The 12,138-nt window shown below is 63.0% G+C and carries 11 protein-coding genes and 1 riboswitch; of the genes, 6 read left to right on the top strand and 5 right to left on the bottom strand.

Annotation, left to right across the window (positions count from 1 at the left end; translation table 11 throughout):
* Positions 1 to 2 precede the first annotated feature (2 nt).
* Complete coding sequence (locus IE126_RS22340) at positions 3 to 563, bottom strand: L,D-transpeptidase (protein ID WP_189382353.1); 561 nt, start codon at positions 561 to 563, stop codon at positions 3 to 5.
* Between the two features lie 521 nt (positions 564 to 1,084).
* Here IE126_RS22340 and IE126_RS22335 point away from each other — a divergent pair.
* From IE126_RS22335 to IE126_RS22325, 3 genes are all read left to right on the top strand, one after another.
* Positions 1,085 to 1,648 carry a L,D-transpeptidase gene (locus IE126_RS22335; RefSeq protein ID WP_189382351.1) on the top strand — a complete coding sequence of 188 codons (564 nt, stop codon included), beginning with the start codon at positions 1,085 to 1,087 and terminating at the stop codon, positions 1,646 to 1,648.
* A 2-nt stretch (positions 1,649 to 1,650) separates the two neighbouring features.
* A complete protein-coding gene (locus IE126_RS22330) occupies positions 1,651 to 2,412 on the top strand; it encodes a DsbA family protein (protein WP_189382349.1) in 762 nt (253 codons plus the stop codon).
* A gap of 112 nt (positions 2,413 to 2,524) precedes the next feature.
* Positions 2,525 to 3,001, top strand: coding sequence for a cobalamin biosynthesis protein CobQ (locus IE126_RS22325; RefSeq protein WP_189382347.1), 477 nt, complete (start codon positions 2,525 to 2,527; stop codon positions 2,999 to 3,001).
* Between the two features lie 8 nt (positions 3,002 to 3,009).
* Here the strand turns inward: IE126_RS22325 and IE126_RS22320 are convergent, their stop codons facing one another.
* The 3 genes from IE126_RS22320 to IE126_RS22310 all read right to left on the bottom strand — a co-directional run bounded on the left by IE126_RS22320 (position 3,010) and on the right by IE126_RS22310 (position 5,842).
* Positions 3,010 to 4,956 (bottom strand): copper-translocating P-type ATPase, encoded by a 1,947-nt coding sequence (locus IE126_RS22320; RefSeq protein ID WP_229825809.1) that lies wholly within the window; start codon positions 4,954 to 4,956, stop codon positions 3,010 to 3,012.
* 250 nt (positions 4,957 to 5,206) lie between these two features.
* Positions 5,207 to 5,623: a CopM family metallochaperone gene (gene copM / locus IE126_RS22315; RefSeq protein ID WP_189382344.1), complete on the bottom strand. Its 417-nt coding sequence runs from the start codon at positions 5,621 to 5,623 to the stop codon at positions 5,207 to 5,209.
* A 30-nt stretch (positions 5,624 to 5,653) separates the two neighbouring features.
* Entirely contained in the window at positions 5,654 to 5,842 is a 189-nt protein-coding gene (locus tag IE126_RS22310) for a heavy-metal-associated domain-containing protein (RefSeq protein WP_112312896.1), read from the bottom strand.
* 213 nt (positions 5,843 to 6,055) lie between these two features.
* Here IE126_RS22310 and IE126_RS22305 point away from each other — a divergent pair, with 213 nt between their 5' ends.
* Both IE126_RS22305 and cueR read left to right on the top strand, forming a co-directional pair.
* Positions 6,056 to 8,488 carry a heavy metal translocating P-type ATPase gene (locus IE126_RS22305; protein WP_308430002.1) on the top strand — a complete coding sequence of 811 codons (2,433 nt, stop codon included), beginning with the start codon at positions 6,056 to 6,058 and terminating at the stop codon, positions 8,486 to 8,488.
* A 13-nt stretch (positions 8,489 to 8,501) separates the two neighbouring features.
* A complete protein-coding gene (gene cueR / locus IE126_RS22300) occupies positions 8,502 to 8,972 on the top strand; it encodes a Cu(I)-responsive transcriptional regulator (protein WP_189382342.1) in 471 nt (156 codons plus the stop codon).
* A 17-nt stretch (positions 8,973 to 8,989) separates the two neighbouring features.
* A riboswitch (cobalamin riboswitch) is annotated at positions 8,990 to 9,198 on the top strand.
* On the opposite strand, the gene IE126_RS22295 is transcribed toward cueR, so the two are convergent.
* Positions 9,194 to 10,555, bottom strand: a complete 1,362-nt coding sequence (locus IE126_RS22295; protein ID WP_456071389.1) for an ISKra4 family transposase — start codon at positions 10,553 to 10,555, stop codon at positions 9,194 to 9,196. (Overlaps the previous riboswitch by 5 nt.)
* A gap of 143 nt (positions 10,556 to 10,698) precedes the next feature.
* Between IE126_RS22295 and IE126_RS22290 the strand changes: the two genes are divergently transcribed.
* The gene (locus IE126_RS22290; RefSeq protein ID WP_407646081.1) at positions 10,699 to 11,979 is read left to right on the top strand and encodes a cbb3-type cytochrome c oxidase subunit I; all 1,281 of its coding nucleotides are present in this window, start codon (positions 10,699 to 10,701) and stop codon (positions 11,977 to 11,979) included.
* Positions 11,980 to 12,138 lie beyond the last annotated feature (159 nt).

Here is a 12,138-nt window from a genome sequence, read left to right as displayed (position 1 = left end):
GTCTAGATCACCTTCACTTGCGTCCCGACCGGCGTCCGGTCGAAAACTTCCTCGATATGTTCGTTGTAAAGCCCGATGCAGCCGTTCGACGAGCGGCGACCGATCTTGCGCGTGTCGTGTGTACCATGGATACGGTAGTATTGCCACGACAGGTAAAGGGCGCGGGTGCCGAGCGGGTTGGCCGGGTCGCCGCCGGGCACGAAGGCCGGCCATTCCGGGTTCCTTTCCCGCATCGACGGTGTCGGGGCCCAACTCGGGTTCACCCGTTTCTCGACGACCTCGGTATAGCCCCGGCGGGTCAGCTCGTCCGACAGCGGGACCGAGGTCGGGTAGAGGTACATTTGACCGTCGCTCGTCCAGTGCTGGAGGACCTTGGCCGTCGTGTCAGAGATGATGATCCCGACGCCCAGAGCATCGAAGTGATCCTGCCACTCGTGGGTGCGAAAAGCCGAGATGTTGTTACGGACCGGGCCAGGCGTGTCTTCCGACGCGCTGGCGGCGCGACCGGTCACGAAAGGCGCGGCAAGTGCTCCGGCAACAAAAAGCCGTCGAGTGAATCGCATGTTCTGCTCCTTTTTGGGCAAGGTTTGCTTCCTTCCAACGTGGGAAGGTCAAACGGCTTTGCATCGCGGCCGGGTCACAAACAGGTGAATGCGTTGCGTTTTCGCCAACCCTGCAAGGAATTTGGCACCTCACTCCGATGTGATCAGTCGGCGCTTAGGTGAGAGGGTGTATGCTCCAACCATGCGATTGATTACCGCCCTTCTGTGCAGCTTCTTCCTGCTCGCCATCCTTTTCGGACTGGCGCATTCAGAACGATCGCCGAACGGAGCGCATGCTGACACACTTCACGCCCAGCCCCTGATACAGGATGCTCTCTGCGGCGAGGGATCAGGCCACGGGACATGTCAGCTTGTTTTCCCCAGCGAGCCAGTGCTCGTCACTCTGATGGCGGTGGCCGGATCGTCGCATTTCGAGATTACGCCGGTCATGGGCTCCAGCCGTAGTTTGGGTCCCCGCACCCCTCCGCCGCGACACCTCTCCTGAACAAATACGGTCCTTCTCGTTCCTCTCAGGAGATAGCATGATTTCCCGACGCTTCCTCATTGGCGGGGCCGCACTTGCAGCGCTGTCCTCGCCCAACATCCTTCGGGCCCATACCGCAGAGCCGTTTGTGCTGGCCGACGAGTTCCAGCCGCGCGAGGTGCGCGTCCGCGAGCAGCACGCGCCCGGACAGATCCTCGTGTTCCCGCGAAGCTTCTTTCTGTACCACGTCTTCGATACCGAGCGGGCGATCCGCTACGGAGTCGGTGTCGGCAAGGCCGGGCTTGCCTTCAGGGGGGCCGCGATCATCGAGCGCAAGGCCGAATGGCCGTCCTGGCGTCCGACGAACGACATGATCCGCCGCAATCCTGACCGTTATGCCCAGTTCGCCGATGGTGTCCCCGGCGGGCCGAACAACCCCCTTGGGGCGCGCGCGCTCTACCTTTACCGGGAAGGGCGCGATACCTACTATCGTATCCATGGCACGACCGAGCCGTGGTCAATCGGTCAGTCCGTCTCGAACGGTTGTATCCGGATGCTGAACGAGCATGTGATCCAGCTCTACGAACAGGTGCCGGTTGGAACACCGGTGACTGTGATGTGAACGTGAGGCGCCGCGACCTTCTCGTCTTCGGCGGGATCGTTGCCCTTATCTATGGTCTGCGTGCCCTTCCCTGGGACCGGCTCCCGGGCCGCGGGCCGCGCTATGCCGACATTGCGGATCTGCCGCCGTTTCGCCGACTTGACGGGGTTGGCCAGACCTCCGGAACACCGCTGGCCCTTGTCGGACTCGATGCGCCGCCTCAGGATGCAGACCAGCGCCGCGCGCGTGCCGAAGCGGTACGTGCTGACCCCTGCCTTGCCCTCTTTGGCAACAGCGGTTCTGAGGGGGTCATTCCCATTGCCTATTTCAGCGAGTTCCGCTGTCCCTACTGCCGGGCGCTGGAGCGAGACCTCGACACGCTGATGGCCGATCATCCTGCTTCCTTCTGGCTGGTTCAGCATGAACTTCCGATCTTCGGACCCGCTTCCGAGCTTGCAGCGCGGGCGTCGGTCGCTGCCGCGAAGCAAGGCAAACAACCAGAACTTCGGCGTCGGTTCATGCGAACACCTCTGGTCGCCGAAGAAGCCTCAGTCCTCAGGGTGGCGGCGGATATCGGCCTCGATGTCGATCGGCTGGCCAAAGACATGGCATCTGCAGAGGTGCAGGAAGAGATGAACCGAACACGAGCGCTCGCCGATATCTTTGGCTTCATCGGCACGCCAGGTCTTGTAATCGGGCGGACCGTCCTGAATGGCGCAATCCCTTACGCGCTCCTTCGCCAGATTGTGGAAGACGAGGCTGCCCAGGCAGCGCCAGTTTGCTGACCCGATGAACACGCCGTCCCACATGCTGCTCGGGGCTGCAATCTTCGCACGACCCCTCTGCGTCGCAACCCTGGTGGCCGCGCTCGCAGGTGGGCTCGCTCCGGACCTTCCGATGTTTGCAATGGTCCTTTGCTCAACCCGCGTTTCGGGCATTCCGGAACATGAGGTCTTCAGCACACTGTTCTTTTCGGAGAGCTGGCAGGCTGTCTTCGCCGTGGACCACAGCTTTTTCGTCTGGGGAAGTCTTCTCGGGTTGGCACTCTGGCGCAGACGGCTGATCCTGCGCGCCTTCGCGGGCGCCGGTCTTCTGCATGCCCTTGCGGACTTTCTGACACATCACGATGATGCCCGCCGCCAGCTCTGGCCTGTCTCGGACTGGGTTTTCCGCAGTCCGGTCAGTTATTGGAATCCGCAGTTCTACGGCGAGGCCTTCGGGATGTTCGAAGTTGCGCTGGTCGTGGGGCTGACCAGCTTTCTTTGCTGGCGTCTGGAAAGATGGCGCGACCGTGCACTGGTCCTTGCCGTTGCGGCGCCCCTGCTGGTGCCGGTCCTGCTGACCGGCAGCCTGCACGGCCTGCATGGCATGTGACCGGAGCGTCAGCCTCGATAGCGCCGCAAAAGCTGGGCGTTGATAGCGACGATAATGGTGGACGCCGACATGAACACGGCCCCGACGGCCGGCGTCATTAGAAATCCTGTGCCGAATGTGATCCCCGCGGCCATCGGAATTGCAAACGCATTGTATCCTGTGGCCCAGATCAGGTTCTGCACCATCTTGTTGTAGGTCGCCCGCGACAGGCCGAGAATGGCCTCGACATCACGCGGGTCGGAGCGGACGAGTACGACATCGGCTGATTCTACCGCCACATCCGTGCCCGCGCCGATGGCGATGCCAAGATCGGCCTCGACCAGCGCCGGGGCGTCGTTGACACCGTCACCGACCATAGCAACCTTCAGTCCCCGGGCACGCAATTCCTTGACCCGGGCCGCCTTCTGATCGGGCAGGACCTGAGAGAAGTATTCGTCCAGCCCCAGCTCGGTTGCGACCGACCGGGCTACGCCTTCCGCATCACCCGTCATCATGATCGACTGCACACCCCTGGCTTTGAGGCGCGCCACAACATCGCGAGATTCCGACCGCACGATGTCGGCCAACGCGAAGAGTGCTTGCGGCTTGCCGCCCCTCACAAGGACAACAACTGTCTTGCCCGCCTCCTCCAGTGCCGCAAGGCGCGGATCTGTCACAGGGGTGTTCTGCCGACGCAGGTGGCCGGGGCTGACGATGGCCACGTCCTCTCCGTCCACCCGAGCGGTGACGCCGGCGCCAGTAATGCTGTGCAGCCCCTCCGGGGCGGGAAAGTCGATCCCCCTGGCCTTGGCATCGGCCACGATGCCTTGCGCGATCGGGTGCTGCGACTGGCTTTCGACCGAAGCTGCCATGCGTAGCGCCACTGCTGCATCGCCACCGTCGAGCATGACGATATCGCTGACGCCGAACCGCCCCTCGGTCAGTGTACCTGTCTTGTCGAACACCACAGCGTTCAGGTCGCGCGCCCGCTCAAAGGCTGCGCGGTCGCGGATCAGGAGGCCGTTTTTGGCCGCCAGCGACGTCGAGACTGCCACCACCAGCGGCACGGCAAGGCCAAGCGCGTGGGGGCAGGCAATGACCATCACCGTCACCATCCGCTCCAGTGCGAAGGTGACGCTTTCGCCCGCCCAGATCCACCAGACGAACGAACCCAGGCCGACGGTGATGGCGACCCAGGTCAGAACTGTGGCCGCGCGGGTGGCAAGGTCCTGGGTGCGCGACCGGCTGTTCTGCGCGGCCTTTACCATGGCGATGACCTGCGAAAGGTAGGTCGCCTCCCCAGTTGCCTTGACCTCGATGGTGACCGCGCCCTCGCCGTTGACCGCCCCGCCGATAACGGTCTCGCCGGCCGTGCGCGTTACGGGCTTCGACTCGCCCGTCAGCATCGCCTCATTGAACGATGAGACGCCGTCGGTGATCACGCCGTCCACTGGCACCTTCGCGCCCGGGCGGATCACAACCCGGTCGCCGGCGATCAGCGCCGCCACCGCCACCTCCTCGGTGCCGCCATCGGCCGTCACCCGCAGCGCGGTGTCGGGCAAGAGGCGCACCAGCTCCTCCAGCGCCCGCGATGCGCCGAGAACCGACCGCATTTCCAGCCAGTGACCCAGCAGCATGATGGTCACCAGCGTGGCCAGTTCCCAATAGAACGGCTCACCACCGGGCAGGCCCAGCGTGACGGCGGCGGAATAGAAATACGCGGTCGAGATCGCCAGTGCGACCAGCGTCATCATCCCAGGACGGCCCGTCCGGATCTCCGGAAGCGCGCCAGTCAGGAAAGGCCAACCGCCCCAGAAGTAAATGATGGAGGACAGGGCAAGTGCGACCCACTCCTCAGCGGCAAACAGCGGCGTCATCCCCTGCCCCGCAAAGTCGCGCACCATGGGCGAAAGGATCAGAACAGGGATCGTGAGTACCAGCGAGACCCAGAACCTGCGCTGATAGTCGGCGACCATGTCGCCATGCCCGCCATGATGTCCTGCATGTGCAGTTGCAGGTCCCTCATCTGTGGCTGCCGAAGCGCCCGACTGAACGTCGGCGGGCCGAGAGCCCGCTGCGATCCCATGTCCATGCTGATGATGCTTGTTCTGGTGTGGATCCGACATAGCTGCGCTCCTTTCCCGTTGCCAGGGTGGATCAAAACCCCCTGCCAGTCGGGCGGCGGGATGGCCGGGAGCAAGCCACCCCGCACGCCACTGAAGAGCCCTACAGGCCGCGGGCGGCGAGCCAGGCCTTCATCTCGGCAATCTCGGCTTCCTGAGCCGCGATCACCTCTTCCGCGAGCTTGCGGATTTCAGGGTCGGTTCCATGTTCCAGCTGGATCTGCGCCATGGCGACTGCGGCTTCGTGGTGCGGGATCATGCCTCGCACAAAGTCGACGTCGGCATCACCCGTATAGGGGACCATCATGTCGGCCATCATCTTGTCCATGGCGGCGGCATAGGCCTGTGCAGACGGATTGTCGGCGAGTTCCGGCGGGATTAGCGACGTGTGGCTCATCATGCCCATGTCTCCCATTCCGCCCATGTTGGAATGGTCCATCCCTTCCATGGTCTGGGCGATGGCGAGGCCGCCAACAAGGGCAATGGCTGCTGCGGAGAGCACTACTGTGCGTTTTTTCATTTTCGGGTGTCCTGTAATGTTTTGGATGCTTCAGGCCGGGGCGTAGCCGACCTCGGTCAGGGCCGCGACCAGCCGATCACGCGCAACTGCGGACGTGACTTCGACCTTGTGCGTGCTCGGGTCCGCCTTGACGTCGGCGGCCGGATCCACCGACTGGATCGCCTTCGTCACACTGCGGGCGCAACCGCCGCAGGTCATGTTCTCGATATGGAACTGCATGAGTTTCTCCTTTGGGGTTTTGCCTCATGCGCCATCAGATAGGGGTTCCCACGGTTGTAAGGTCAAGCCCACAAAGCCGTGATGACGAATCTCAGGTTACCCCTTGACCTTACCATGATGGGAAGCCCTATCTCATATAGCAGAGGCATCCTTGGAAGGAGTTCCGTGATGAACATGCTCGCAAAGCAGTCGTCTCGACTTGATACCGATCTTATGATGATCGACGTCGACGGGATGACTTGCGCGTCCTGCGTCGCACATGTCGAACGGGCTTTGAAGGCTGTGCCGGGGGTGACGACGGCATCAGTTAACCTTGCCACGGAGCGAGCCGAGGTTACGGGCGTGGCGCTCGATCGCGCTGCATTGGTGAAGGCCGTCGAAGATGCGGGCTACGATGTGCCAGCAAAGCCCATCGACCTAGCAATCGAAGGGATGACCTGTGCCTCTTGCGTGGCGAGGGTCGAACGGGCGTTGGCATCAGTGCCGGGGGTAGCGTCTGCCACCGTCAATCTGGCTACCGAGCGGGCAACAGTGCGAGGATCGGCCGATGTGGCGGCGCTGACCCGAGCGGTAGCAGACGCGGGATATGACGCCCGCCCCGCAGCCCCAGCTATGGCTGCGCATGATGGCGCGACAGCGAAAAAGGCCGCAGAAGAAGCGTTGCTGAAGCGAGATTTTGTAATCGCTGCCGCCCTTTCGTTGCCGGTCTTCGTTCTGGAAATGGGGTCGCACCTGTTCATGTCGGTCCACATGGCCATAATGAACACGATCGAGATGCAGAACAGTTGGTATCTGCAGTTCGCCCTGACCTCGGCCGTCCTCTTCGGCCCCGGCTTGCGCTTCTTCCGCAAGGGCCTGCCTGCGCTTGCCCGCTTCACCCCCGACATGAACAGCCTGGTCGCCGTCGGCACCTCGGCCGCCTACGGCTATTCGCTGGTCGCCACCTTCGCCCCAGGGTTCCTGCCTGCCGGGACAACGTATGTCTACTACGAGGCGGCGGCGGTGATCGTCACGCTGATCCTGCTCGGTCGCTACCTCGAAGCGCGCGCCAAGGGTCGCACGTCCGAGGCGATCAAGCGGCTGGTTGGCCTACAGGCCAAGACAGCCCGGGTGATCCGCAGCGGCGGGGTGGTCGAGGTGCCTGTTTCCGAGGTGCGCCCGGGAGATGTCGTCGAGGTCCGCCCCGGTGAGCGGGTGCCAGTCGATGGTGAGGTAATGACTGGCGCAAGCTGGATCGACGAGAGCATGATTTCGGGCGAGCCGCTGCCGGTGGAGAAGACCGCTGGGAATGGGGTAACCGGCGGAACTGTAAACCAGACAGGTGCCTTTACGTTCCGCGCCACCGCGGTGGGCGAGGCGACGATGCTCGCTCAAATCATTCGCATGGTCGAGGCGGCACAGGGCGGCAAGCTGCCGATCCAGGCACTCGTCGACAAGGTCACGATGTGGTTCGTCCCGGTAGTGATGGCGCTTGCAGCACTGACCTTTGCCGTCTGGCTGATCTTCGGCCCCGACCCCGCGCTGACCTTCGGTCTTGTCAATGCCGTAGCCGTGCTGATCATCGCTTGCCCCTGCGCCATGGGCCTCGCCACGCCGACCTCGATCATGGTGGGCACCGGGCGCGGGGCCGAAATGGGGGTGCTGTTCCGCAAGGGCGAGGCGCTCCAGTCTCTTCAGGGGGTGAAGGTCGTGGCACTCGACAAGACCGGCACGCTAACCGAGGGCAGGCCGAGCCTCACCGACCTCGATCTTGCACCAGGTTTCGATCGCGCCGCCGTTCTGTCACTCTTGGCAGCCGTCGAAGCGAAGTCCGAGCACCCGATCGCCCGCGCCATCGTAAAGGCCGCAGAAGACGAAGGTTTGTCCCTGCCCGCCGTCACAGCCTTCGACTCCGTTACCGGCTTCGGCGTCACTGCACAGGCGGGCGGGCAGCGGATCGAGATCGGCGCTGATCGCTACATGGCCCGACTGGGGATTGACGTATCGCCCTTTGGGAATACTGCCGCTCGATTGGGAGACGAAGGCAAGTCGCCGCTCTATGCCGCCATCGACGGCAAACTCGCTGCCATCCTTGCTGTCGCGGACCCGATCAAGGAGACCACGCCAACGGCAATCCGCGCCCTGCACACTATGGGGCTGAAAGTTGCGATGATCACTGGCGACAACGCCCGCACCGCAGGCGCCATCGCCCGCCAACTCGGCATCGACGAGATCGTGGCCGAAGTGCTGCCGGACGGCAAGGTCGCCGCAGTCAAGCGACTGAAGGCGTTGGGACAGCTCGCCTATGTCGGCGACGGCATCAATGATGCCCCGGCCCTGGCCGAGGCTGACGTTGGCCTTGCTGTCGGAACGGGGACCGACGTAGCAATCGAGGCGGCGGATGTTGTGCTCATGACCGGTCGCCTGACGGCGGTATCGGACGCCATCTCGCTGTCCAAGGCCGTGATGCGCAACATCCGGCAGAACCTCTTCTGGGCCTTTGCCTATAACGCTGCCTTGATCCCGGTAGCCGCGGGCGTGCTGTGGCCGAGCTTCGGCGTTCTTCTGTCACCGATCTTCGCTGCCGCCGCGATGGCCTTGTCGTCGGTCTTTGTTCTTGGAAACGCGCTCCGGTTGCGGCGGTTCCGGGCCGCAGTTATGCATTGAAGGAGGCATGATCATGAATATTGGTGAGGCGGCAAAGGCCTCGGGCGTGTCGGCCAAGATGATCCGCTACTACGAATCCATTCGCCTTATTCCGACCGCAGGGCGGACCGGATCAGGCTACCGCGTCTACTCTCCGACTGAAGTGCAGATGCTGCGGTTCATTCGTCGGTCCCGCGACCTTGGCTTTTCGGTCGAGAAGATAGAAGAGCTTCTGGCACTCTGGCGCGACCGGACCCGTCAAAGCGCGGATGTGAAACGCCTTGCGACGGACCAGATCGACGGCCTCGAACGGAAGGTGCGCGAGATGCAGGCCATGATCGACACGCTGCGCCAGCTAGCCGACGCATGCTGCGGCGATCACCGGCCCGACTGCCCGATCCTGGCTGACCTCGGGCACGGGGTGGAGCATGGATCTGATTGCACGACACAGCAGAGCGGCAAAGCAGTACCGGTGCAGCATTCTCACTCCCGGGTAGTTAGTTGACTTCGCGGGGGTTCGGCGCGAAGCTCTCATTGTTTGGTGTTCAAGGGGCGCAGAGTCCCGGAACTCAATCGGGAATGAGGAAGGGCGGACCCAATTGCGGCGCTCGAGGCCTCAGCCGCCCCCGCGACTGTATGCGGTAGCGGTCCTTCATCGTGCCACTGGGCCAATGCCCGGGAAGGCGAAGGACTGTGTTAATCCGGGGAGTGGACAGAACATGGGGGTCATGCGGGGCGTTTTCTGTTTGCGACGGTCAGCCGACCATCGAGAACTGCGGCCCTTGTGACGGCTACTCGGTGAGCCCCTTGGGGCGACCAACGCATCCTCCTGCGCTTTCCCATGCGGGCATTGGCAATGTCATCAACTGATCCTTCGGCACGAGAAGACGAGATGGGCAGCCCGTTACGGTACCGTCGGCCATAGTCGACAAGGGCTTCCATGTTGTTCGCGAGATAGGTGTACAGTGTCTCGCAGCGGGCCTGCACACGAGCGGCAGCGGTGCGGACAGCCAGAGGTTCTTCCCCGAGGCCGACGCAATCATGCATCAGCGCCTTCAGATATGTTTCCGCCACCCGTGCTCTGCCATGCCAAAGCCGCCAACGGAGGCTTTTCGCGGGGCGCTGGAACAGCACTGGAACTCCAGTGAACCCCGGTGTCTGGACCAGACCCTGAACGGCGGCCTCGATATGTTGAATGCGCATCGAGATGTGCCACCAGTCGAGGATATGTTTCACCTGACCGTCGCCACCCACGGCATTCCGTATGAGGTTCGGGAGAGCAAGCTCGCCATCAGAGATTACCGTCAACAGACGGCCTGGCTTCCATCCATAGTCGGACAGCTCTTCTCGCATGCGGCTGCTTGGCGATGCCGTCGCATTGGCGACCAAGCCAAATCGTCGGCACATATTGCGACTTTCAATCTTGCCGACCACAAGATCCAGGTGTCGCTGCTGATACTCCGGTCGACAGCGGATATGCGCACCGTCCAGAAAAACCGTCAAACCACCTTTGGGCGGGGCTTCAACGGGATCGCCTGATGCCCTTCGACTTTTCTCGAGCCCAGTGGCTACTCTTCCCAACCGGTCACGCACCGTGGTGTGATGGGGCGGATGGCAGGGGAGGAAGCTTTTCATCAGCCGCGCCGCTTCGCGAAAGGTATGCCAGGAACCAAGGTCCGCATGTAGCCGTTGCAGCTCCGGGGTAGCCCGGTCTGGAAAGAAATAGGCCAGCGGAGAAATAGGTCCACCGGGCATCGCCGCTGACCTGGCATCACACGAACAGCGGCGCATGCGCGCGGCTTTGACCCGAACCCGCCCAAAGAGCGTGTCGAGATCGCGCGTGCGATAGTCATGAATGGCACGAACCGAGGCGCAATCCGGGCATACGCGGCTTTCTCGAATGATCTCATCGACCTGATCGTAAAGGATTACCCTCTGGATCTGTTCGAGGATCCTTTTCCCATCCTCGAGGCGCAGCCCGATCCCGTCTGGGCAGGTCACCCGGTATGGTCGAGAAATGCCGTCAAGCTGATGAGTGCGCTTCTCCCCGTTGTCGAAGGTCGTTTCGATTGTAATCCGTACGTCCATGGCAGCCCCCCATACAAAGAGCTTACCTTAGCACAGGCCAGATCACCGACGACGACCCCCATGTTCTGTCCACTCCCTTGTTGGGTTTGTCATCTCGCCTTTAAGGGCAACGCGACACCTGGCCTGCGACCAGCTTCGGCCGCCTGCGCCCGGTCCACACCACCGGCATCATCTTCGGCTTCGGCGGCAATGCACTGATCGCGACCTCGTTCTGGGTCCTGCAACGCACCTCGCGCGCGCGTCCGGCGGATGCGTTGTCGCCCTGGGTCGTGCTGATCGGCTACAACCTGTTCTGCGCCTGGGCGGTCACCGGCTACCTGATGGGCGCGACCCAGTCGAAAGAGTATGCCGAGGCGGAATGGTATGCCGACCTCTGGCTGGTCGTGGTCTGGGTGATCTATTTCACCCTCTACCTCCGAACCCTCGCCCGGCGGGCCGAGCCGCATATCTACGTCGCGAACTGGTATTACATGGCCTTCATCCTGGTCGTGGCGATGCTGCACATCGTCAACAACATCGCCCTGCCAGTCAGCTGGGCGGGGGCGAAAAGCTATACCGTCTGGTCGGGCGTGCAGGATGTGATGATCCAGTGGTGGTACGGCCACAACGCCGTTGCCTTCTTCCTCACCGCGGGCTTTCTGGGGATGCTCTACTACTTCCTTCCCGTCCGGTCGGGGCGGCCGATCTGGTCCTACCGCCTGTCGATCCTGTCCTTCTGGGGGATCGTGTTCTTCTACATCTGGGTCGGCTCGCATCACCTGCACTATACCGCGCTGCCCTACTGGGTGCAGACGCTGGGGATGACCTTCTCGGTCATGCTGCTGGTGCCCAGCTGGGCCTCGGCCGGCAATGCCATCGCCACTCTGAACGGCGCATGGGGCCGCGTGCGCGACGACGCCACCCTGCGCTTCATGTTTGTAGCAGCCGTGTTCTACGGCCTGTCGACCTTCGAGGGGTCGTTCCTTGCCATCCGCCCGGTGAACTCGCTGTCGCATTACACGGACTGGACCGTGGGCCACGTCCATTCCGGCACCCTTGGCTGGGTTGCGATGATCATCTTCGGCGCTATCTACTCCATCGTCCCCCAGCTTGCGGGGCGCGAGGCGATGGCTTGGCCGAAAGCGGTCGAGTGGCACTTCTGGCTCGCCGTCGTGGGCACCCTCGTCTACGTCGTCGCGATGTGGAACGCGGGCATCACGCAGGGGCTGATGTGGCGGGCCTATGATGCGAACGGGGCGCTCTCCTACAGCTTCCTGCAATCGGTGCAGGCGATGGCGCCCTATTACCTGCTGCGGACCCTCGGCGGGGCGATGTTCCTGGGGGGCGCGGTGCTTTGTGCGCTGAACTGCCGCGCCACGCTGCACGAGTCCCGCACGCGCGATCTGGCCCATGACCGCCCGCTGGCGGTGCAACCGGCGGAGTAGCCCGATGGTCCTGCGCCTGCATTACAACCTGGAAAAGCTGTCGATGGGGCTGGTTGGCGCGATCATCGTCGCGGCGTCCATCGGGGGGCTGGTGGAAATCGCGCCGCTTTTCACCATCGACGAGACGGTGGAGATCCCGGCCGACCTGCGGCCCCTGAC

The sequence above is a fragment of the Gemmobacter nanjingensis genome (assembly GCF_014652195.1).
GTDB classification, from domain to species: domain Bacteria; phylum Pseudomonadota; class Alphaproteobacteria; order Rhodobacterales; family Rhodobacteraceae; genus Gemmobacter; species Gemmobacter caeni.
This window is presented reverse-complemented; position numbering and strand designations above follow the sequence as displayed.